The organism is Sphingobacterium faecale, from assembly GCF_016746095.1.
GTDB classification, from domain to species: domain Bacteria; phylum Bacteroidota; class Bacteroidia; order Sphingobacteriales; family Sphingobacteriaceae; genus Sphingobacterium; species Sphingobacterium faecale.
Genome location: NZ_JAERTY010000004.1, coordinates 169,250 through 191,980 on the forward strand (window position 1 = coordinate 169,250; position 22,731 = coordinate 191,980).

General features: G+C 46.1%; 23 protein-coding genes and 2 tRNA genes. 10 read left to right on the forward strand and 15 right to left on the reverse strand.

Annotated elements, in window-relative coordinates:
• Nucleotides 1-2: 2 nt before the first annotated feature.
• Complete coding sequence (locus tag JKG61_RS08700) at nucleotides 3-1,709, forward strand: HEPN domain-containing protein (protein ID WP_202102586.1); 1,707 nt, start codon at nucleotides 3-5, stop codon at nucleotides 1,707-1,709.
• Nucleotides 1,710-1,774: 65 nt separating this feature from the next.
• Here JKG61_RS08700 and JKG61_RS22880 read toward each other — a convergent pair whose 3' ends face one another.
• The 7 genes from JKG61_RS22880 to JKG61_RS08735 all read right to left on the reverse strand — a co-directional run bounded on the left by JKG61_RS22880 (nucleotide 1,775) and on the right by JKG61_RS08735 (nucleotide 6,728).
• On the reverse strand, nucleotides 1,775-2,167 hold the full coding sequence (locus JKG61_RS22880) for a P-loop NTPase family protein (protein ID WP_237249418.1): 393 nt from the start codon (nucleotides 2,165-2,167) through the stop codon (nucleotides 1,775-1,777).
• Nucleotides 2,168-2,372: 205 nt separating this feature from the next.
• Entirely contained in the window at nucleotides 2,373-3,227 is an 855-nt protein-coding gene (locus JKG61_RS08710) for a transcriptional regulator (RefSeq protein ID WP_202102588.1), read from the reverse strand.
• A gap of 10 nt (nucleotides 3,228-3,237) precedes the next feature.
• Complete coding sequence (locus JKG61_RS08715; protein ID WP_202102589.1) at nucleotides 3,238-3,513, reverse strand: helix-turn-helix domain-containing protein; 276 nt, start codon at nucleotides 3,511-3,513, stop codon at nucleotides 3,238-3,240.
• Nucleotides 3,514-3,597: 84 nt separating this feature from the next.
• On the reverse strand, nucleotides 3,598-4,446 hold the full coding sequence (locus tag JKG61_RS08720) for an RteC domain-containing protein (RefSeq protein WP_202102590.1): 849 nt from the start codon (nucleotides 4,444-4,446) through the stop codon (nucleotides 3,598-3,600).
• Nucleotides 4,447-4,528: 82 nt separating this feature from the next.
• Nucleotides 4,529-5,776, reverse strand: a complete 1,248-nt coding sequence (locus JKG61_RS08725) for a site-specific integrase (RefSeq protein ID WP_202102591.1) — start codon at nucleotides 5,774-5,776, stop codon at nucleotides 4,529-4,531.
• Nucleotides 5,777-6,038: 262 nt separating this feature from the next.
• A tRNA-Ser gene (locus JKG61_RS08730) sits at nucleotides 6,039-6,123 on the reverse strand.
• An 80-nt stretch (nucleotides 6,124-6,203) separates the two neighbouring features.
• On the reverse strand, nucleotides 6,204-6,728 hold the full coding sequence (locus JKG61_RS08735) for a YceI family protein (protein WP_202102592.1): 525 nt from the start codon (nucleotides 6,726-6,728) through the stop codon (nucleotides 6,204-6,206).
• A 228-nt stretch (nucleotides 6,729-6,956) separates the two neighbouring features.
• Here JKG61_RS08735 and JKG61_RS08740 point away from each other — a divergent pair.
• Together JKG61_RS08740 and JKG61_RS08745 are read left to right on the forward strand one after the other, a co-directional pair.
• A tRNA-Arg gene (locus JKG61_RS08740) sits at nucleotides 6,957-7,030 on the forward strand.
• A gap of 102 nt (nucleotides 7,031-7,132) precedes the next feature.
• Complete coding sequence (locus JKG61_RS08745; protein WP_202102593.1) at nucleotides 7,133-7,324, forward strand: cold-shock protein; 192 nt, start codon at nucleotides 7,133-7,135, stop codon at nucleotides 7,322-7,324.
• Nucleotides 7,325-7,413: 89 nt separating this feature from the next.
• On the opposite strand, the gene JKG61_RS08750 is transcribed toward JKG61_RS08745, so the two are convergent.
• Both JKG61_RS08750 and JKG61_RS08755 read right to left on the reverse strand, forming a co-directional pair.
• On the reverse strand, nucleotides 7,414-8,172 hold the full coding sequence (locus JKG61_RS08750; protein ID WP_021069823.1) for an NYN domain-containing protein: 759 nt from the start codon (nucleotides 8,170-8,172) through the stop codon (nucleotides 7,414-7,416).
• Between the two features lie 57 nt (nucleotides 8,173-8,229).
• Nucleotides 8,230-8,706: an Lrp/AsnC family transcriptional regulator gene (locus JKG61_RS08755; RefSeq protein ID WP_021069824.1), complete on the reverse strand. Its 477-nt coding sequence runs from the start codon at nucleotides 8,704-8,706 to the stop codon at nucleotides 8,230-8,232.
• Nucleotides 8,707-8,834: 128 nt separating this feature from the next.
• Here JKG61_RS08755 and JKG61_RS08760 point away from each other — a divergent pair, with 128 nt between their 5' ends.
• Nucleotides 8,835-9,731, forward strand: coding sequence for a DMT family transporter (locus JKG61_RS08760; protein ID WP_202102594.1), 897 nt, complete (start codon nucleotides 8,835-8,837; stop codon nucleotides 9,729-9,731).
• Between the two features lie 12 nt (nucleotides 9,732-9,743).
• Here JKG61_RS08760 and JKG61_RS08765 read toward each other — a convergent pair whose 3' ends face one another.
• The gene (locus JKG61_RS08765; RefSeq protein WP_202102595.1) at nucleotides 9,744-10,223 is read right to left on the reverse strand and encodes a GNAT family N-acetyltransferase; all 480 of its coding nucleotides are present in this window, start codon (nucleotides 10,221-10,223) and stop codon (nucleotides 9,744-9,746) included.
• A gap of 149 nt (nucleotides 10,224-10,372) precedes the next feature.
• Here JKG61_RS08765 and JKG61_RS08770 point away from each other — a divergent pair, with 149 nt between their 5' ends.
• The 6 genes from JKG61_RS08770 to JKG61_RS08795 all read left to right on the forward strand — a co-directional run bounded on the left by JKG61_RS08770 (nucleotide 10,373) and on the right by JKG61_RS08795 (nucleotide 16,802).
• The gene (locus JKG61_RS08770; protein ID WP_144062690.1) at nucleotides 10,373-10,741 is read left to right on the forward strand and encodes a hypothetical protein; all 369 of its coding nucleotides are present in this window, start codon (nucleotides 10,373-10,375) and stop codon (nucleotides 10,739-10,741) included.
• 240 nt (nucleotides 10,742-10,981) lie between these two features.
• A complete protein-coding gene (locus JKG61_RS08775) occupies nucleotides 10,982-11,896 on the forward strand; it encodes a hypothetical protein (RefSeq protein ID WP_202102596.1) in 915 nt (304 codons plus the stop codon).
• A gap of 6 nt (nucleotides 11,897-11,902) precedes the next feature.
• Nucleotides 11,903-13,891, forward strand: coding sequence for a porin family protein (locus JKG61_RS08780; RefSeq protein ID WP_202102597.1), 1,989 nt, complete (start codon nucleotides 11,903-11,905; stop codon nucleotides 13,889-13,891).
• Between the two features lie 23 nt (nucleotides 13,892-13,914).
• Complete coding sequence (locus JKG61_RS08785) at nucleotides 13,915-14,793, forward strand: MbnP family protein (RefSeq protein ID WP_237249419.1); 879 nt, start codon at nucleotides 13,915-13,917, stop codon at nucleotides 14,791-14,793.
• Nucleotides 14,794-14,857: 64 nt separating this feature from the next.
• Entirely contained in the window at nucleotides 14,858-15,889 is a 1,032-nt protein-coding gene (locus JKG61_RS08790) for a cytochrome-c peroxidase (RefSeq protein ID WP_202102598.1), read from the forward strand.
• 112 nt (nucleotides 15,890-16,001) lie between these two features.
• Entirely contained in the window at nucleotides 16,002-16,802 is an 801-nt protein-coding gene (locus tag JKG61_RS08795; RefSeq protein WP_202102599.1) for a class I SAM-dependent methyltransferase, read from the forward strand.
• A gap of 78 nt (nucleotides 16,803-16,880) precedes the next feature.
• On the opposite strand, the gene punC is transcribed toward JKG61_RS08795, so the two are convergent.
• The 5 genes from punC to JKG61_RS08820 form a co-directional block, all read right to left on the reverse strand.
• Nucleotides 16,881-18,044 (reverse strand): purine nucleoside transporter PunC, encoded by a 1,164-nt coding sequence (gene punC / locus JKG61_RS08800; RefSeq protein ID WP_202102600.1) that lies wholly within the window; start codon nucleotides 18,042-18,044, stop codon nucleotides 16,881-16,883.
• A 139-nt stretch (nucleotides 18,045-18,183) separates the two neighbouring features.
• Nucleotides 18,184-18,933, reverse strand: coding sequence for an outer membrane beta-barrel protein (locus tag JKG61_RS08805; protein ID WP_202102601.1), 750 nt, complete (start codon nucleotides 18,931-18,933; stop codon nucleotides 18,184-18,186).
• Nucleotides 18,930-20,081: a PCMD domain-containing protein gene (locus tag JKG61_RS08810; protein ID WP_202102602.1), complete on the reverse strand. Its 1,152-nt coding sequence runs from the start codon at nucleotides 20,079-20,081 to the stop codon at nucleotides 18,930-18,932. The genes JKG61_RS08805 and JKG61_RS08810 overlap by 4 nt, the downstream gene beginning before the upstream one ends.
• Nucleotides 20,082-20,129: 48 nt before the next feature.
• The gene (locus JKG61_RS08815) at nucleotides 20,130-21,170 is read right to left on the reverse strand and encodes a linear amide C-N hydrolase (protein ID WP_202102603.1); all 1,041 of its coding nucleotides are present in this window, start codon (nucleotides 21,168-21,170) and stop codon (nucleotides 20,130-20,132) included.
• Between the two features lie 154 nt (nucleotides 21,171-21,324).
• Entirely contained in the window at nucleotides 21,325-22,731 is a 1,407-nt protein-coding gene (locus tag JKG61_RS08820) for a sialate O-acetylesterase (RefSeq protein ID WP_202102604.1), read from the reverse strand.

Below are 22,731 nucleotides of genomic sequence, written 5' to 3' on the forward strand. Positions count from 1 at the left end.
GCATGGATACACTAAATTTCAATAAGGACCAGAGCAAAATAGATCAACTTGTTTTAAGACTAATCTCTAAATACAGAATTGACCATCTATTTATCCGAGAGAGAGATGACTTTCAAGATGAAGGTGTAGTGCGTTTTGAAATCATTATACTTCTTTCTAATAAAGAGACAGCAAATTTGCAAAAAGTTAACTCCCAAATTGAGGTTGATATGGTTGATTATGTAAATTTTAATCATGTAACTTTTATTTCAACAACGGTCAAAGAGAAATTATCTCAAGGTGATATTTTCTTCTTTGATGCTTGTCACCCTAGCAGGCTTCTGTATAAAAACCCTAGTTGTTCTTATCAACTACATCCGCAAAATTTTTCACCAAAGCAAGATAAACGAGCATTACAACGAATCTTTGATAGAGAGAGTTTAAAGATTAATGAATTTAAAGAGGGTTTCTATTTTTACAAAGAAAAAAAGAGTTTTGCATTAGCAGCATTTATGATGCATCAAGTTTTTGAACTACGTTATCGATGTATGGAAATTTTGTTTTTAGGGAAAGAAAAACCAAGTCACAATATTAGAGTCCATCATAGAATTTTAAGGAAGGTGACGACCTCATTAAATAGTTTATTTTGCGAAGGTAATGAAGAGGACAATCGATTACTTATACTCTTAAATGAGGTTTATTGTGCCGTGCGTTATGAAGATGAGTTTCAAGTTCTAGAAATAGACATTAGTCGACTTGAAGGCAAAATGAATAGCCTCATTAGCTTGACTGATCAGCTTTTTTGTAAGTATTTAAATATTTTGGATAGAGATAGTTTCTCTGAAAATTTAGAATCAACTCTTTCTTCTGAAGTAGCCGAATTAGAACCCAAGGATTACCCCAATCATCCTTTTTTAACAGAAATACTCGTAAAAATCACGAGTTCTTTGGATATTAAACAAGCTTATCTCGTTTCTTCCAGAAGTAGACAGACATGCCGGGTGGGCTTTGAAGAAGAAAAGCAGAATCATTCTTTTTTTGAATACACACTGTTATTGGTATCGGAGTCAAATATTAGTGAGGAATCATTTGCACTTCAAAGTACTCTTAATGGAAATCCTCACTACTCAGTGCAATTACTAGGACATAGCATAAAAGAAATTAATATTCATCTAAAAAGAGGACATCGTTTTTTTAGAAAAGTCTTGAAGCAAGGAAATCTAGTTTTTCAAACAGGGAATCATATTGCATGGCCATTCAAGGATGAAGATGTTAACTTGATACCAAGCAAAAAGCTTAATAAACTAAAGCTCGCATGGTATGAACGGATGGAACGGGTTGATAGCTATCTTAATGGTGCTAATACTTTTGGTGCGGTAGATAATTACGCTTCAAAAACTGTAGTCTATGGACTGGCATTGGAACAGGTTTTTACTGGATTACTAGAGTTCTTTTATGACTATAAACCACAAAGGCTTTCTTTGAAAAATGTATTTAATATTTGCGCGGGAATTTGGAAGTTTCCTGCTGAGATATTTCCAAATGAGACAATTGACAATCGCCGTATTTGGAAATTACTAATAGAGACTCCGTTTGACATTAAACTTAATACAAGTTTAGATATAAATTGGGGTGATCTACAGACCATATCACATAATTGCCATCTTTGTACAGATGCTGCAAATGAACTGATAAATAATTTTCATGAAGAAACCGGTTTTGCAAACTAGATTAATCAGCGAAATAAATTGTTGAGCAATAAGCGTGATGATGACTAGACAACACGCTTATTGTTCTATTTCCTCTTATCTTGCACACTCATATCAAAGCCAATTAGATTGACCATTTCGCGGAGTCTTGAACGGAGTCTATTCCCGTAGGCTTCCTCGAGTTCTGTAGCGGACAGATTGGTGGTGATGTGTGTCTTCAGCTTTCCGGCGATAAAGAGGTCGTATCTGGAGAGTAGAATCTCGGCGAGTACGTTGCACTCGTTGCCAAAATGCTTCATGTTTTGCTCGGTACCGAGATCGTCAAAACAATAGTTGCGGTACTCGCTGGCGTAGATCTTACCCCGACTGTAGCGGTGTATGGTTTCGTAGCCGTCTTGTATGAACTCGAAGGTGATATCGCGTGCGCTTTTGACAATAAATCGGTCTTCCTGATTGCACAGTAGTCTGCAGAGCGTCATGAGTGTGGTCTTGCCGCATCCGATCGGTCCAGTGAGCATAATGCCTTTGCGGAGGTCGATGTTTTGATCGTTGCAGAGTTCGCTGTCCTGAAGAAAGTAGCCTGCTAGTTTCAGGATCGTGGGGATGTCTTCTTGCTGCACTTGAAAATGGTGGCCATAAAGTTCTTTTCCTTTTTGATCAAGAAACTGAAGCACGCGGTTGTAGTCAAAGCGGTTCGAAATAGTTTTTGCTGGCGGTGGTATGGAGCTGCTGTGCTCGAGTTGATTTATTAGATTTTGCATGGTTGTTGAATTTGGTTGAGTTTGCGATCCAATTTTTTGCTGATGCTTCCCAGTCGATCATGGGACTTTTGCCACCGACCAGCCAGCCATTGGCTGTGTAGTGATTGATGAAACGGTTTGCTTCCTGGAGTGTGGATTTTTGTGACAGGAAGAATTCTTCGACCAGGTTGGCGGCAGGTGGGATTTTCTTTTCATTCGAGAATAATTTGTTCTTTATCGGTCTCATGGAACCTCCATTTTCGACGGTTTTTGCTTTAGACAGCGCCGCCTTGGAGGTTTCTTTTTTTGCGCAACTTTTTTCTTTTGCTTCTTCAGCTGCTAAGGATTCTGACCTGACTAATTTTTGATTTCTGTTTTCTTTTTTCTCTCGCGCGGTTGTACTGATATTATCTGTGATAATATTAGTACTATATAGTTTATTATATGGCTCGTTTAATGGTCTTGTGGTCAAATTTTGAACGGGTTCATGCGCTGTACTGCTGACGAGTTCTTCGGTTGGAAAAAAGGAGATCTGACTTCCTTTTAGTGGGTTGTACGATGGCTTGTAATTGATGTAGCGCTGGGTATGGAGATAGGCCATGGCTTTGTGGTATGTTGCTTTGGAATTGATCTTGCTGAGACGCATCATATCGTCGCGGATGATCTGTATGCATTTGGGAAATCGGGACTGGTTCCATGTCTGGAAGAGGGCCATAAACAGGCTCATGTGTGTGGGCGTCAGATTGGGGTCTGACGTCGACTTGTTGAAAAAATGCGTTAGCTGTTTAATGTAATTCATACTTCACTGTTTATGATACTGGATTGGTTGAGTTGTCATTGAATGAATCGTTTATAGAGTCTAAGCAGTAGTAATAGGTACTCCCGATCTTGGACCATTTGATGGTGCCGTTGATCCGGTAGTTCTGTAATGTTCCGGAAGATATTTTTAACAATTCTTCGACTTCTTTAGAGCGCAGCCATTTCTTTTGGTTCGACTCGTGGCCTTTCATCAATGTTTTGAGTTCAGCGAGTAGCTCGATTTTGAAATTGAGAAGGTCTTCTTTGGTTAAGATTTGTAGTGACATAATTTTTTGATTTATGGTGATTGGTAAAGTTGGCCATTATCTAAATTCTTTTTTCACAAGTTGTTAACAAGTTGTGAAAATTATTTATGGAAACAGTTCGTTATCAGTGTCTTTAATTCTCTTTATTAAGGCTTCCTTAGCTTGATCTAGGAATTTGGTCTTGCTGTTTTTGCGGGAGCGTATATCGTAAAATACGCGGTTGTACTGTCCGAGGTCTACGTCAAATATCTCTTGAAAGTATTCGGCTATTTCTTTTAGATCGGCTTTGCCATTGTTGAAGACTCCTGTGGAATGTAGGGCGTATATGGATTCGATGAGGTCGGCTTTGGAGGCTGTCCATTTTATCTTGGCTTGCTTTTGCGGTATAAAAGGCTGGGGAGTGTCTGTTTTTTTGACTTTTTTCTTGAGGTAATGCCTGGTCATCTCTAATGCTTCAACATTGGAAAAAGTATAGACCATAGGTGTGGTGTAGCGCTTGTCTACATCGACTATGATATCATTGTAAGGTAAAAAGAAATCGTGATCCAATCGTGTGAAGAACTGTTTGTCAAGTTTGTTGCAATTGCTTTTGTAATAGTTGTAATAGAATCGATTACTACTTATTTTCTGTTTTGTTTTCCAGAGTTGTTTGAGGTAATATTTCTTGATTTTTCGGATAGGGATAGCAGGTTTTTTGGTCTCAATGTTTTGTACGATATAGTAGTACTGAATGAGTGCTAAGAGATGGCATTTGATGTTTTTGAAATAGAATATTTCGTCCTGTTCGCTGATATCTGGTACGGACTCAAATTGCTCTTTAACTTTTTCGAGTTTGGCCGATACAAAACGTATGGCCATCTCGATAATCTGAGAACTGTCGTGCTGATATTGTTCTTCTAGTTGTTTGACATAGGTGGTGATGTCTTCATTGATTTTGATAAATGTTTGGTTCATTATTGTTTGCGTTGATTAGTAAGCTTCTATTTTAAAAATTTAATTCGGCTGAAACTTTACTTTTCTTGTAACTTATCTACTGTCAACTGCTTTTCTTCGCTGCATTATTTTTTTGCAGTTCTATTATTGCTTTTAGGCTGTCCATGTCGTTTGCGACTTTACTATCTGTGATTTTGGCGTAATGCTGTGTGGTCCGGATGCTTTTGTGCCCGAGCATCTTGGATACGGATTCTATAGGTACGCCATTGGATAACGTGACCGTGGTAGCGAATGTGTGCCGTGCACAGTGAAAAGTAAGCTCCTTTTTGATACCGCAAATAGTTGCTATCTCTTTGAGGTAGGCGTTCATCTTCTGATTACTGGCTACCGGCAGCAAGATGTTTTCATTATTGCATTTTGGATGATCTTGATATTTTTGGATGATGTCCAGGGCTGTACTGAGTAAAGGAATCCGTGATGGTGTATTGGTTTTTTGCCGTTTGGTATCTATCCATAGTTGTCCGTCGATGCCTTTGATCAGGTTGTCGGGTGTGAGTTGTTTGACGTCGATATAGGCTAGTCCGGTGAAGCAGGAAAATAGAAATATGTCGCGGACATTGTCGAGTCTGGCGATGCTAATGCTTTTTGCTGTAATGGTCTTGAGTTCTTCTTGTGTGAGGATATTCCGCTCGACTTCCTGAAGCTTGACTTTGTAGTTGAGTGTTGGGTCTTGGGTGATCCATCCATTGGCCATACAGATGCGAATGATTTTCTTGAAATTTTTGATGTACTTGACAGTGGTATTGTTGCTGCAGTCCTTTTCGGTACGTAAGTAGAAGTCGTATCCGGTGACAAAGGCGTGATCGATCTTGTTCAGCGCGATATCATCGGTTCCGTACTGGTGTTTGATATAGGCTTGTGTATGCTTTAATGATGTTTCGTAGCGCTCATAAGTACCTTCGGAATAGTCTGTGCCTATTAGGGCTTTTAGTTTTTTGTTGTGATCCTGAAAAATTGGGATGAGTGTGCGTTCTCTTTGGCTGCTCTTTCCTTGATAGGCGTTCATGAAGTTGTCCAGTGTTATCTGGGTGGACTGGTACTCGAGCACAACTTGGGTTTGGGTGAGCTTGTTTTTGATGCTGTCGAGATAGTTATTTATTGAACGGGCTTCTTCGGTGTTGCCTTTCATTTTCATCGTTTTTTGGTCCCACTTAGTAGGGTGGATGAATTTCTTAGTAGAGAATTCGGTGCGCTGTCCCTGTATGGTGATGCGTACATAAATGGGATGCTGACCTGCTGCATTGGCTTTTGCTGCGCGGGCATAGATGTAGACGGTGACTTGACTGCTCATGGTTGTGGTGTTTTATTTCAATACTCAATTTATTCCTTAGTTGTGAACTGGTCAAGATGTTCAGCTTTTGGTCTTGTGTTGACTATTTGATGCTGATTCTTGAAGTTCATTTTAGCGAGACCCTAGATGACTAAATTTTAGGGTCTCGCTAGGGTCTCGCTGAAAACGAGAAGTATTGAAAAAAACGGGATTGGTCTATAAACAGAAAACCCTACAAATCTTTGAATTTGTAGGGTTTTGATACATTTTCCTTGTTAGGACGCGGAGAGCGAGGGATTCGAACCCCCGAACCTGTTACAGTTAACGGTTTTCAAGACCGCCGCATTCGACCACTCTGCCAGCTCTCCGCCACAAAAGTAGAAATTCCACCTTGATTTCCAAAATTTATTTCAAAAAAGCGTTGTTTTAATTAAATAAACGCTGATTATTAACTTTTTACGAATTGCAATTCCCCTTCAAATTTAACTTCTTCAGACACCATCACCCCGCCTGTCTCCAGTGCAGCATTCCAAGTAAGGCCAAAATCCGAACGGTTGATCGCTCCTTTTACAGTATACCCCACTTTGTCATTTCCCCAAGGATCCTTTGCCATACCACCGAACTCTGCTTTTAGTACAATAGGTTTGGTAATTCCCTTTATCGTCAGATCGCCGTGAATTTTGAAATCATCCTGTACATCGCCCACTACTGAAGTGGAAACAAAAGTGATTTCTGCATACTTCTCCGCATCAAAAAAATCCTCCCCCTTCAAGTGCTGATCCCGTTGTTCATTCTTCGTATCGATCGATGCCGCATCGATCTTTACCCTGACCACTCCTTTTGAAATATCGTCAGACTCACTCTCGATAGCGACTTCAAAGTTTTTGAATTGTCCCTTTACCGAAGAAATCATCATATGACGCACTTTAAATTCTATCTCACTGTGCGCTTTGTCTAAATTCCATGTTGCCATAATGCTACTTTTTTATATTTTAATTACTTTAATAACGTCTTTCTACCTCTTTTTGTTCTTGACAATACAAAGATAAATACCGCAAATCGATCTATTCTTAAGCTAGATTAAGATTTTAAAAAAATTATAGAACTGTCGTGCAAGCAGTTATTCTAAGGCCATCAAAAAAAAGAACAATAATTTTGTATTTCTCGCGCAAAAGGCTACTTTTGTTGCGTTGAAAGCGAGGCGCCCATAGCTCAGCTGGATAGAGCAACGGTTTTCTAAACCGTCGGTCTCAGGTTCGAATCCTGATGGGCGTACGAAAAAAACACAAAAATACCTTAGAATATTCTAAGGTATTTTTTTTGTTATAGTTTGATTTCCATTTTTTTTACCTACCTTGCAGGAATTAAATAAAAATAATGAACAAAGGCAAGATTAAATTTTTCAATGAAACTAAAGGATTTGGTTTTATTACTCCAGAAGATGGAAGCGCAGACGTATTCGTACATGTATCTGCTCTTAAAAACCAAGTTTCAGAAGGAGACGCTGTTACTTTCGATACAGAAAGAACTCAAAGAGGTATCAATGCGATTAACGTGCAATTAGCATAATATAATACAACAATACTTTCTTAAAAAGGATAGATTATCATAATCTATCCTTTTTTTTGTCCTGTTAACTTCGGTCAGCACACCGGCCGCTACTTCAATCGCAGGTAGATATGCTTGACATGCTTGTGCCCGCCCGAATCCCGCTCGTCGATTTCAAAGCGATTGATATACTTGATCAGGTCATAGAGCTTATTGAAGCCATAGTTACGCGGGTCAAAATCCGGTTTCTTCTTAGAGATAAAGCTCCCCAGCGATCCCAAAAACGTCCATCCCGTTTCATCCGCAAGATCATCGACACTGTTTACGATCATCGTCACCGTCTTCTTATCCACCTTATCGATCGCCTTTTGCCCCGGTTTGGACACCTCCTTAGCCACCGACTTCACAGCCGCTTTCGTGCTTTCCTCCTTTTCCACAGGCTTCAGGATCTCCAGGTAGATAAACTTGTTACAGGCCGCGATAAAAGGCGCCGGCGTCTTTCGCTCCCCCAGCCCGATCACCAACATCCCAGCCTCCCGCAGTCGGGTGGCCAAGCGCGTAAAGTCACTGTCACTCGACACAATACAAAATCCATCCACCTTTTCCGAATACAGAATATCCATCGCATCAATGATCAGCGCACTGTCCGACGAATTCTTACCCGTCGTATAGCTATACTGCTGTATCGGGGTGATAGCATTGTCCAGCAATACATTCTTCCATCCCGAGAGATGAGGTTTGGTCCAGTCTCCGTAGATGCGCTTGACCGTCGGGGTGCCACTTTTTGATATTTCTTCCAGCATCTCCTTGACATTCGCGTAAGGCACATTATCAGCGTCTATCAGGACTGCGAGTTTATGATCTAACATATATAGGTATCTTTTTACAGCCTACAACAGCAAAACACATACCATTACGCTCGCGACCTACAAGGTGACAGCATCCAAGGGCACATCCAGCCCGACTTTGACCAGGTCCATGGCCACCATCGTCCTAAAATGTTTAATATAATTATTGCCAAAAAATATCCGTCGCGTCAGCAATTCATAGTCATGCATGGTCGGCACCACGATAATCAGCATAAAATCGGCATCCCCTGTTACATAGTAGCACTGCTGTACTTCCGGCGTACTGCGGAATATCGCCTTGGTCGTATCGATATATTCCGCCTTTTCACTCTCCATCACCACCTCCACGAACAGCGTGATCGGCCGCCCGATCTTCTCCCGGTTGAGCACACTGATATTGCGCTTGATCACCCCTTCCGCCTTCATCCGTTTTATCCGTCGCTGCACAGCAGCGGCAGAAAGACCGATCTTCTGTCCGATATCCCGCTGCGGCGTAAAGTTGTCTTGTTGCAGTATTTTCAGTATCGCGATATCCAGTTTGTCGAGTTTTTCCATAACAGCCTTTAAAATGAAACAAAATTGCACAAAAGCACCTCAATTTAAGAAAAAAACACCATTGGTATCATCTATTTTTACGCCATACAACAACAAAGAGCATCTATGCTCCATTATACAACAAATAGATGGGGACATCACATACATTCAAAGGAATCGTTCTGGCAGTTACAGCAGCTACCCTATGGGGCGTATCCGGCACCTATGGTCAGTTTCTCTTCGAGCAGCGCCATATCAATGTCGAGTGGCTCATCGCCGTACGCATGCTCTCTGCCGGCGTCCTCTTTCTCCTGTTCAGCCTGTTAAAAAAGGACAATATATGGTCGATATGGCGCCAGAAGACAGATCGCCTGCAACTGTTGATATTCAGCATCTGCGGGATGTTGGCCGTACAGTACACCTATTTTGCAGCCGTCAAGCATTCCAATGCCGCTACCGCCACGGTACTACAGTACCTCGGCCCAATATTGATCGCCGTATACCTGGCCTTCAAGTACAAGCGCCTGCCCGCACCCATCGAATACCTGGCGATATTCCTTGCCGTCCTGGGCACCTTTCTGCTGGTCACCCATGGCGACCCCAGCACACTTGCCGTTTCCAATACCGCGATGTTCCTCGGGATAGCCTCCGCACTCGCACTGGCATTCTACACCTTATACCCCCTTCAGTTGCTCCACAGGCACCATGCCACCTTAGTTATAGGTTGGGCCATGCTCCTGGGCGGCATCGTACTGTCTTTCTTCAAAGCTCCTTGGGATATCGAAGGCATCTGGGACAGCTACACCTTCTCCTATATCGCGTTCATCATCGCATTCGGCACCCTTATACCGTTTTACGCCTACCTTACCGCAGTCAAATTGATAGGCGCACAAAAATCCAGCCTGCTGGCATCCGCCGAGCCCCTGTCCGCTACGATTATCGCCGTACTGTGGCTGCAAGTACCCTTCACCACCGTAGACTGGATCGGCAGTATCTGCATTATATCCACGATATTCCTGCTCAGTATGGCCAAATCGAGCAACTAGCCGCTCAGCAGCCTACAGCTCCATACGCAGCATGACCATATCCCGGAGCTGTACGCCGTTCTCCACGATGGGCGCCTCGTAATTATGGATAAAGAAATCCTTCTTTACAGCGTACATCACAAAGCCGGCACGTTCGTAAAAGCGGATCTGATCCACACCACAGTCTGCCGTACCGACAATAAGTGTACGGTACCCAGCCTTCCGGGCGATATCCACGATCTCACGGATCAGCACCGACCCGATCCCCTTGCCCTGCAGCTCCTCACTCACTGCGATATTCTTCAACTCAAGGGTACTGTCATCGATACGGTACAGGCAGCATACAGCCAGCGCACGCGCCCCTTCCTTCAGCACATACACATCACTGTCAAAAACATATTTATCAATCGCATAACGCGTTTCGTCGGCCAACAAAAGCAAGGGATAAGGAAGCTGCGCATCCGCAGTAAGCAGCTCCAAAGCATACGCCGGGTTCAAAGATTCGATATACATCAGGGTACATTTACATCAACAAAAACCAAACTTACGTAAATCACTTCTAAATAAAACAAAATTGCATTAAAGCCCCTCTTTTATTCCTTTTTATAAAATACTTTCCTTAAATTTGGGCACACTGACATACACAGGATCCAAAGCATATTTTGAGACTATTTTGTACATATCTTCTACTGGCTACGCTGACACTGCAATCTTTCTATCGCAGTATCATGGCTATGGAGTATCAGATACACCTGCCGGAATACCTGGCCAAATGTATCAACAAAGACCGTCCTCAACTGCATTGTAACGGACAATGTGTGCTGATGAAAAAAATAAGAGAAAAAGAAAAACAGGAGACCAAAAAGAATCTCGTCGTGTATGAATACAGCTCCCTGTATGTACACAAAGATTACACCGTCTTCCAATCCCACTCTCCAGCGGAAGAACCCCTAGAGAATTCCTTTTCCCCTTATTTGACCACGTACGCTTTTAGCTACAGAACCTCGGTGTTCAGACCCCCTATCGCTTAATTTCCTACCCTTTTAGGTATTCCCTTGGCACATTTCGACGCTCGGTCCTATCCTTGTACGGCAGGATAAGCAGCGACATGGCGCAGTATATCTTATGCTGTACCAGCCCATACCCGATGTGTATCGGTATACCTTTCTCATTCCAGAATTACGTATTGATCTTTCGAAGATGCCCCCTGTCGACCGCTGTCAGCGTCAGATAAGCCCCTTCGAAAAGAAAAAATGACTAAAACTATTTTAATGGAAAAAATTATACTTTTTCTAACAGTGCTATGCTGTGCCCTGACCTCATGTACCAAGGAAAAAACGGACTACGAGGCCGAGATAGACACGATCGTTCCCGAGCGGAGCGGCTTCAAAGAGGTCACCCAATTCCAAAGCGGCGCCTACACCATCCGCATCGATGCCTTGGGCGGCAACTTATACAAAGGCTACAACAAAGTCCATGTCAAGATCAGCGGTCAAGGCCAAGCACCTGTATCCGCCGCCACCTTACTACCTATCCGTAATGGAGGCACGGCACAGGCGCACTCCTGTCCCCACAGCTATCAGTTGACCTATAATGCCGGACAGGGCTATTTCGAGGGTTATATGGTCTTTACCGAAGCCAGCGATCCCCTATCCCAATGGGACCTGCATATCGGCTATACCGCTGATCAGCCTTATCGTGTCGTACAACAGGTACCGGTGCAGGAGCAGGACAACAAGAACCTCGGCATGACCAGCTTTACCGACCGTGACGGCGCACAATACATCCTCGCACTCATCGCACCACAGAAGCCCAAAGTAGCGGAAAACGAACTCGTCGCCGGTCTGTACCGATTCGACACGCCTACAGCAGGCGCAACAGCTCCTTTTCCGGATCCCGCCCAGTTTTCCTACAGTGAGGTGCAGGGCTATACCATCCTGCTGGATCCACGCATGCCTGAGCCTTCCATGGGCAACCATTCCTCGCCCAACAACAAGGATCTGCTGCATGGCGCGGACAACCTATACCATGGTGTCGTCAACTACACCATGACCGGCAATTGGACACTCAATTTAATCCTGCACAACCAGCAAGGCGATCTCGTCCGAGGCACCGTCGTACCGGATGACTTTACACCAGGCGTAGTGGGTGTAAAGAGCGAATTACACATTGACATCTTATTCTAAGGCACCATGAGAAGAATAGCACTTGTTATCCCCGTATTAATAGCGTCCTACGGCCTCCGTGCCCAAGACAGAACCCTGCAAAGCGACACGACCACCGTCCTGCAGGAAGTCAAGGTCAAAGCCAAGGCGAAGAAGAAAATAAAAACAGACCTGAAGCTCGCCGTTTCCGTCGACGAATTTCTGGCCTCGTCCCAGAGTATCAGCTTCATCAAGCGTGGCGCCTACGCCTGGGAACCTATGCTCAACAACATGAGTTCCGAGCGCTCCGCAGTCACCATAGATGGCATGCATATATTCGGTGCCTGTACCGACAAGATGGACCCCGTCACCTCCTATGTAGAGACCAACAACCTCTCGACCGTCGACATCAAATCCGGACAGGAGGGCAGCCTCCACGGGTCCACCATCGCTGGCAGCATCGATCTGCAGCGCGAAAACACCGCATTTGGCCTCGACAAAAAAGTGGGCGGCAACTACCAGACCGGCTTCGAGTTCAACAACAAGCAGTTCTTCAACCTGGCCGCCCTCTCCTATTCCGGTCAGAAGTTTGCCGCAGACGGCAGTATCTCTTTTCGCCAGGCAGAAAACTATTATGACGGTAATAATAAAGAAGTAAAGCACTCCCAGTTCAACAAGTTCAACAGCTCCGTGGGGCTGTCCTTCAAGACCGGCGAGCGCTCCGCCCTGCGTGTCGACGCCATCTATGACAAGGCCAAAGACGTAGGTTTCCCGGCCCTGCCGATGGACCTGTGGCTGTCCCGTGCACTCATTACCTCCGCCTCGTACAAACAACTGTTTGAGGATGGCATCATACAGCTCTGGGACACCAAAATCTACTACAATGCCATCGAGCATTATATGGACGACACCACACGTCCCGAGAACCTCGTGCACATGGACATGCCCGGCTGGAGCACCACCTACGGACTGCTGTCCAAGATAGCGCTCCAACGCGACTCCTACAGGTCCGAGATCCAGCTCAATGCCTACGACAATCTATCTATTGCCGAGATGCGCATGTATCCTCAAGACCGTAGCAACCGCACCATGTTTGCCTACAGCTGGCCCTGGGTCACCACCCGTTTTGCCAGCCTGTCCAACACCAACTCCTGGGACCTGTCTGACCGAAGCCATGTCGTCCTTGGCGGCTCCCTCGGCGTCAACTACAACTATTCCAAGTACGCCGAGTTCAACTGGATCTTCCATCCCGGAGCGCCCCAGGAAAAAACAAGGATACTGCCCGGGCTGCACGCCAGCTACCACATCGATATCGCCCCCTTTACGCTCAGCGCTGGAGCGGGATACGGACACCGTGCCCCCTCCATATCCGAAGCGTACGGCTACTATATCTACAACAGCTTTGACCGCTACGACTATATCGGCAATCCCAATCTGGGCAACGAAGTATCCTACGAGACCAATGCCAGCGTAGGTTACCAGACCGGCCGCATGGGCATACAGGCCAAGGTCAACTATTTCTACATTCAGGATTATATCGTCGGCAAGATACTCAACATGGGCAGCCCCATGAACTACCAGTCGGTAGGCGTCAAAGGCTATACCGCATTGGACCACGCCAATATCTTCAACCTGGCCCTGAGTGCCCACTACGATATCCTTACCCACCTGCATTGGAAAGGAAGCCTCACCTACGCCCGTGCTACGGACGGAAGCGGCGGCAATCTGCCTTTTATACGGCCGATCAGCTACCAGACCGGCCTCCAGTACATGTACAAGCGACTGGGGATACAGACCTCGCTCCAGGGCGATGCCGCACAGCGCGACTACAGTCCCGAATATGGCGAAGACAAGACTGCGGCCTACCAGATATGGAATGCCTCCGCAGACTACACCTTACCGGCACGCAAGGTCAACATGACCTTACAGGTCGGTGCCGAGAATATCCTCAATGCCTATTACAGCACCTACGCCGACTGGGGCAATATCCCGAGAATGGGGCGGAATATATTTACCTCCCTAAAAATCAATTTTTAAAAACACACTAAAAACTAATAAAAATGAAAAACGTAACAAACATCTTATTAGCCTCAGCCCTTGCTGTAGCACTGGTCTCTTGCAAAAAAAGTGACTCGCCAGGCGAAGACACAGACAGTCCTGCCGTCAACAATGTCACCCTGCAATTTGACAATACCTTCAAGGACAAGACCATTGTACTCGGCGATGCCAGTTCCAGCCAAGCCAGTGTGAATATCTCCGCTGAAGGCCAGACACATCAGTTTGCCGAGCTCAAGTATGTCATCAGCAATATCCGCTTGGTCAAAGCCGATGGCCAGGAAGTTCCCTACAACAGCAATGACCTGGACAAAGGTGCCACAGTGGTCAATCATGCCAAACCGGCGACCTTGAGCTATGTCCTGTCCGATATCCCTGCCGCCACATACAAACAGCTCAAGTTTGGCTTGGGTGTACAGCAAGACCTCAACACCTTAGACGAGCCACGTTTTCCAAATTTCTATGCTGCAGCCGGTAAAAACGATACCGAGATGATGTGGGAATGGGGAACGGGATACCGCTTTACCAAGATTGAAGGATTCTACGACACCGACAAAAAGAAACTGTCGATCCACACCGGCAGTACGTTAGACGGCGAACTCGAAGATCCGGCAAGCTATGTACCGGGTGTCGATGCGTACCGAGACATCAGCCTGACACTACCCGAAGCAGCCCTGGTAGGCAAGACGGCTCCTGTCATCCATATCAGAGCCGACTTTGACAAATTGTTGAGTGGTAAAACAAAAGCCATAAAGCTAGGTAAAGGCAATGCGACACCAAGCATTCACACCGCCGATGGCATGGTCGAATTTGTTGACAACCTTGGTGGCAATGGCAAATCCGATCCATCGGGCATGTTTTCTGTCACTGGTGTAAAAAACTAAACCACACTAACGCCAGGGGGTGCCTGCATCAGGCAGCGCACCCCCTACTTTATCCGCATCACAGATGAAAAAATCCATCAGCATACTCGCCCTGTCCCTGATCCTACTCGCCTTGGCCTGCAACCGCAAGGAGGCCGAAGAAGAGCTGACTATTGACAATCCTGAGCTTGCTCTGTCTATCCCCGAAGGATTCCCGCCACTGAACGAGGCTTTTTACAAGAACAAGCCGACCAAATACGGGGTTGAACTTGGCGAAAAGCTATTCCATGAAAAAAGGCTCAGCGGCAACAATACCATCTCCTGCGGCAGCTGCCACCAACAGTCCAAAGCCTTTAGCGACAGCGAGGCACAGGCTATCGGCATCTACGGACGTGTAGGCCTGCGCAATACCCCACCCATCCAGAACCTGGCCTTTATCAAGCATTACAATTGGGACGGTAACAAGCGCCAACTGGAGAAACAGCCCCTCGTCCCCATCATCACCCACGAAGAGATGGCCTCCTCCATTGTACAGGTCATGAGCAAGCTCCAGAGCGACCAGGCGTACCAGACGCTGTTCAGACAAGCCTTTGGCGACAGCGAAATCACGCCCGAGCGCATATACAACAGCATCGCTCAGTACGAATACAGCCTCATCTCCGCCAACAGCAAATACGATAAGGTGCGACGCCAAGAAGGCGTACATTTCAGTGCGATCGAGGCTCGAGGCCACCAACTGTTTCAGGCCAAATGCGCCAGTTGCCACAGCGGCGAACTGTTTACCGACCAGAGCTTCCGCAACATCGGATTCCCGCTGAACCCCAGCAGCGAAGAAGCCGGCCGTGCCCGTGTCACCGGTATCCGCGAAGATTATATGCGCTTCCGTGTCCCCTCGTTGCGCAATATCGCCTACACCGCACCTTACGGCAGTTTTGGGCAGTTCAAGACCCTGGAAGAAGTGCTCGACTATTTTGACAAAGGCGTGCTCCATGCCGACAACCTGGATCCTATTCTACAGCAGGCCGGCAATCGAATCCCGATGACCCCCAGCGAAAAAGAGGCCATTGTCTCCTTCCTGCATACCTTGAGTGACGAAGCATTCATCGGCAGGCCATAGCCCAGCGCCACCCTTTTAAAAACAAGTTTTTATTTTCTTCCACAGAAAATTGTAAATTGCTGTGCTGTTATGGCCAATAGGGGTCATAATGAACAACAATAAAAGGGTAAAAATGAGCACAGAACACGACTATGTGGCGATAAACCGCCAATCTTGGAACAACCGAACCGAAACACACCTCAAGTCCGATTTTTATAACCTAGAAGGTTTCCTTCAGGGAGACAGTTCCCTTAATGCGATCGAACTTGATCTATTGGGAGACATACAGGGCAAGTCCATCCTCCACCTGCAATGTCATTTTGGACAGGACAGCATCTCCCTCAGCAGGCTTGGTGCCAGCGTCACCGGGGTCGACCTCTCGGACAAAGCCATCGCCAGCGCCCGTGAGATTACACATCAGATCCAGACCGACACCACCTTCATCTGCTGCGATGTCTACGACCTTCCGGCACACCTAGACAAGACCTTCGACATCGTCTACACCAGCTACGGCGTCATAGGCTGGCTGCCCGATCTGGACAAATGGGCCAAGGTGATAGCCAGATTTCTAAAATCTGGAGGGAAGCTCGTTTTTGTAGAATTCCATCCCGTCGTATGGATGTTTGATGATGATTTCGAAAAGATCGGCTACCGCTATTTCAACTCGGGAGCTATTATCGAAAGTGAAAACGGAACCTATGCCGACAAAGACGCCGACATCAGTCAAGACTACGTCTGTTGGAATCATGGATTGAGCGAGGTGGTCAACAGCCTTCTCCGCAATGGTCTTGAACTCAAGTCCCTGGACGAATTCGATTATTCGCCCTACAATTGTTTTAACAAGACCATCGAGTTCGAACCGAACAAATACCGTATAGCCCATCTCGATGACAAGATACCCATGGTATACGCCTTGGTAGCGGAGAAAAAATAACGGAACAGCATGTTAGGTTAACAAAAAAGGCCATCTTTCTTTAAGATGGCCTTTTTACCGCAATATAGCACAGACGCCCTACTTGGACATCCGAAATCCAATCAATACAAAAGGAATCGTCCCCACCATCACCAGGGCTGTCGTCAGCAGGGCCGTACCCGAAAACAGAGACACAATCCCACTCGCCAAGAAACAGGTCCCCAGTTGCAGGGCATTCTGCATCGCGGCTGCTTTACCCAAGCTGTTGGGAAAGAGCTTCATGGCCTCTGCTACCACAATCGGGTAGCACGCACCATTGGCCAATGCCATCAAACAAAAAGGAACCAACAGCATCACCAGTGTTGGCGTCGTGACCAGCGTGATCACCAATACCCCGATCACCGCTACCGAATAAAGAGCCAGCAAATAAGGTAAGATACGCTTGCCCGCAATCCGATCCGACAGCGCTCGGTAGCCATAGCCCCCCAGCATAAAAGCGATCGTCTGCGGCACAAAGCTAAAACCGATCTGCGCTTCGCTGTAACCCAGCTCTTTCAAAAAGAAGGGTGATCCCGTCAGCCAGGCAAAAAAAGCACCCGAGCAGACCGCATAGATCATCACATTGCCGATATAGGTTCTAGACCGTAACAATTGCAGGTAAGACTCCCCCTTCACAGGTGTACCGTCCTGCACCGTCGCCTTATTCCGATTTAAGGTAAATGTATAAGCAATCAGGGGCAACGTAATCAGTGCCAACACGATAAAAATAGCCCTCCAACTGAAGTGATCCAATAAAAACACCCCCAGTAGAGGCGCCAATGCTGGAGACAGCGCGACCAGTGGCATGATCGAAGCGAACACCTTATTCGTCTGCTCCGCAGGATAACGTTCGATCACCAGCGCCTGCCAGCTCACCGCAGCGGCACATACCCCCACCGCCTGTATCAGGCGCAGCACCAACAGTGCCGTCACACTGTCCGTAAAATAAATAGAAACCGATGCGGCCGTAAAAATTCCCAATCCCATCAAGATCGAACGGGGCTTTCCGATGCGATCCGCCAATGGCCCCCACAACAGCTGCCCGATAGCATAGCCCGCCAAAAACAAGGTCAGACTGGCACTGATACTATTTTTGCTCGTATCGAGGTCGATACGCATCTTATCAAACGCCGGCAGGTACATATCCGTTGCCAAAAAACCGATCACACTCAATCCGGCCAGGTACACCAAAAACAGGAAACTGTTCTTCCCTTTATTCACCATCTATACAATTCTTTTTTTAATCAAGCTGCAAAGGTAATACAAAAGCGCTTTAACACTTTTCATTTCGCATATTTTTACCTAAAAACAACGAAGGCACCTATCGGCGCCCTCGTATCATTATATAATCATTTGGTTTGGTCTATTGAAAGGGAAGTACATATCCCGCACCGATCGTAAAGAACGTATTGTGCAATTTGATCGGCAGGTGATCCGTCGGTGCGTCAATCACATTATTGACCCCATAACTGAATACCCCCCGGATCTGCCACACTGGTGTAAGCGCATACACACCCCCTACATGCACCCCGATATCTGTTTTATTCACCAACTTGGACACGTCGAAGGTTGCACTTTCGATCTCTATCTTCGGTGTTGTCGGATCTCCCAAGCGCACATAGGCATTATGCACACTGCCCTCAAAAGAGCGGTGCAGCGCACGGGCGATAGAAAATCCACCGAGCAGCGACCACCTCGAGTTGAGCTCATAATGCGCCGATACCGGCAGCTCCAGGTACAAGTTGTTGAACGACGAGCCCACCGAACCGGTAAAATAACCGATAAATCCCGGTATAGGCTGATTCTCAAACTCGATCATCGCTTTAAAATTCTCCGCAAAAGCCCTGGTCTTCATGCCCTTATTGACCAGGTTCAGCCCCGACGAAACCGTCAGCTTATCATTGGCTTTATAAAACGGCACCTCTACCCCTATGGAAAACGGATTGACCGGCTTATAACTTTCCACCTCACGGATCTCCTGCGGAATAGAAGCAGGCGTCACGCCCCCGATATGCACACCGGCATGAAAGATCATACGATCCACACCGACCTGCGCATAGGCCCCCCACGTAGTCGCACAAGCAACCACCAATACTACAAAACACCTTATCATTTGATCGTAATCTTTATATCATCCACTAATAATACACTACCTACCGCTCCCTGAAAGATATCTCCATTTTTACTGGCACTGAGCACGATAGCCAACTTATACTTACCCCCTGCAAAGCCTTCCACTTCTGGCGCTTTGACGTACTTAAACGGAATGTCAAAAGCCTTAAAGTCCTTCGCTGCCGCTGCTTCCCCATCGTACAACAATGCAGTCGCTACAATACTCTTGTCCGTGAGCAGATTGGTACCATCGAGATAATCCACCTTGGTACGTGATTTAAGTTCGTCTGCGTCAAACAAGACCGCCACGATCGAGCAGGTATCCTTGGCATTGGCCATCGGTCTGCTGTTGTGATCGATCACCTGCTTGCCCGGTGTATAGTGATAGAAGCCCGAGAACGAGAGCGGAGCCCCCTCTATAGGGCGTCCAAAATGCGTCGACTGCAAGGGATCCCCCATCACATTTCCGGCATCAAACTCGCCCATAAAGATATTTCCTGCGGCAATCGGTTTCTTCGCCCCCGCACCAAAGGTACCCGTCGACTTGGTCTCCAACTTGACCGCAGTCTCTCCGCTGTGTGCCGTCGTGCTGAACTGCATCGGGTACAGCGCAGGCTGCTTCTTGGTGATCGGCGATATACTGAACACAAAACCCGCATTGCCCGAGTCCCAGGTATCCTGCCGACGACCGTCACGCAGGTTGAAGAATTCGGTATACTTATTCTTGTCATGGATGACATAATTCTCAAAATCATATTCCAGCGGCATGAAGGTCACCCTTTCATCCGTCATCGTCACCGTATATTTCTTGCTGAACTCCCCATTCTCGGAAGTCACCGTATAGACCACCGGTTCGGTAAAATCCTGCACCGATCCACTTTGCGGCACACTGGAGGCACCACGACTCAGCGTAAAGGCAAATGCATACGCCTTGACATCCACCTTTTGATCATCTACAAAAAGCTTCACCTCCTTATTGGTGACCACGGGATCCGCAAAAAAGTCCCCCTCACGAGACACCACGGATAGTATATCCGCTTCAATATTCGGCAGCGCCTTTTTGATACAGCCCGTAAACAGTGCGGGCAGCATACCCAAGGACAGGCAGCAAAAAACAAGAAGCAGACGAGAAAATGACTTTACTATCATCTGACTGTACTGATATTTTATAGTGTTGAAGATTAAAACGATTACCGATTAGATACCCACAAATTGGAAAGGCTTTGCCGCTTTAAAATTGGCATTGGACAATCCATTGAACGTCGAAAATTCCTTCAGATCCAACATCATCGTCTTAGACCCTTCCGCCAGGTTGAATTTCTTCAGATCCACCCAAAACGTATTTGGCGTCAGCACCGTTTCAAAATAGTACACCTTATTGCGCTGATCCGCTACCGATCTCCAACGTGTAGACGATATATTAGGCTCTGTTTCAGAACTGATACCAAAAGGAACTGAACAGTTGCGTATCACCGAAAACACACTCGCTACCGAGGTACGTGTATCCTCCGTCTGTGGGATCGCATTGATATAATACGAAGCACGGACGAAGCGGTCAGCCGCACGGTTGGTACCTGGCAACATCACCGTACCTGGGATACCCTTCCAGTACTTGTTCAACGCCAGCTGCTCTTCAAAGATGGGCGAGTTGGTCATCACCGTATAGGTCGGGCTGTGGTGTATCACCAATTTGCCATTGATATATTCCAAGATCGCATTATCGCCCCTTGCATCCGAGATCGACAAGTGCAATGTCGTGAATTTCTGCGTGCCCGGTATGTAGTCACTCACCACGACAAAAGACTCTTTCCCCAGGTCAAGTACTGCTTCTTGTACCGTAGCGTAATTATCTAATACATACTGCGCCCAAGCTGAAATGGTCAGTCCTTGTTTACTTCCCGTCGGGTTATACTCCGCGTATTGAGATTCCACCAGCCACAGCACATTCGCCACCAGTCCTTTTTCATTCATGCCATCCGTAGTCGCAATATCCCATGCCGACGCGATGACCGAACCATACTTAGATTTCCATTTGACAGACTGCGCTCCCACCTCGCCATTACGCTCCAATCCGCGCGGGAAAACCCATAGATTAGCAGCGATATCATCCTTCCAGTCCATACTGCGTGCCGTAATGATATTACCGTTAGGACCTTTGTAGACCACGCGTGTACAAGCCCATGCCTGTGCCCCCAATAAAGCGCAAGCAGTCAATAGTGATGCAAATACTTTTTTCATATGTAAATTGTTTTGGTGATCCACTAAACAGCGGATCGCTTGTTTTTTCAATGGTAATTACCGTTGTATTGTTTTACATAAGCTAATGTAGCATTTTATTCGAATAGCTCGCAGCTATTTTTCTACATTTTTAGAAGTATTTATAATCGTCTAATTAAAAATTATCCCAACGATCAGTCCGAAACGGCGACACTGGCAATCCACTTTCGGTAAATAGATTAGGCATAGCCGTATTGGAAAAGCCAAATCTGACTGCAACAGGCTTACTTACCCCAGGGGCAAAAACCAACAGTTCATTGCCTTCTATCTTACCTACGGCAGGTACAAACACTTTATCTTCTCCGGCAATCAGTAAATCAGTAATAGATTTTCCATTAACACGAAGGCGTCCTTTCAAATGAGCAAATCTGATCCTTATTTTATTTCCCTCTACGATATGCTCCTTATAGATCGGAGACAAAAAATCAGACTTTATCTTCCCATAATCCCTGACCAGTGCAATATCGGCCAGCCTAGAGGCTACAGCCTTTTTTTGTTGGGGATGTATATCTTTGATATTATCTACCAGATCAGTAGTAACCACCATCCCCGATTTAGGCAGTGTTAATGCTGTGATCGCTTGTTGTTCCCTCAGCAGCGCAGCATTGGGTATTTCATATTTGTAAGAAAAGGGAGCTATCTGTACAAAATAAAACGGAAACTCTTTGCCCCAGGCTTCCCGCCAGGAAGAAACCAAAGCTTTCATTAATTTATCATATCCCCAATAAGACACGGTGTTATCTTCCCCTTGGTACCATAATGCACCGGCTATTTCATAGCCCACAAAAGGATATACCATACTATTCCATAATACCCCAGGTTGATAGGGCTTACGCGGCGCCACCTTCTGTAAGCCTGCATTATCCAAAAGTTCTTTATCCGCTTCAATAGTTTCTTTTGGAGTCCAATATTCGGCCGACGTCCCTCCCCAGCTCGTATTTATGATACCGATTGGAACCCCCAGTTCTTTATGCAGCTTTTCTGCAAAAAAATAACCTATTGCCGAAAAACCGGCTGCTGTCTGTGGATTACATTCCGTCCATTGATCATACACGTCATTCTGAGGACTTTGAGCAGCAATATTACTTATCTGTAAAAAGCGAATCCCCACATTAGTAATCGTCGGCAAAGCGGCCTTCATCTCTTTAACGTTATTCAGTGCAGACCATTGCATATTGGACTGCCCCGAACAAAGCCACACTTCGCCCACCAATACATTTTCTAACAGCACCTGCTGCTGCTGCGATTCGATTGTAATGCTATATGGACCACCCGCATGCGGTGTAGCGATTGTTGTTTTCCATTCGGCATCCCCACTGGTTACAGCAGTAATAGTATCTTTACTCCAAGATGGAATAATATTCACCTTTTGGCCTGCCTTAGCCCACCCCCAGAATTTCACATTGGCATTCTGCTGAAGCACCATGTTATCAGAGAAGAAAGAAGGCATCCTCAGCTTCTGGGCATGTGCTATACCTAAACTACAAATACCTATAATCAGCAGAAAGAACAAGTTTTTCAT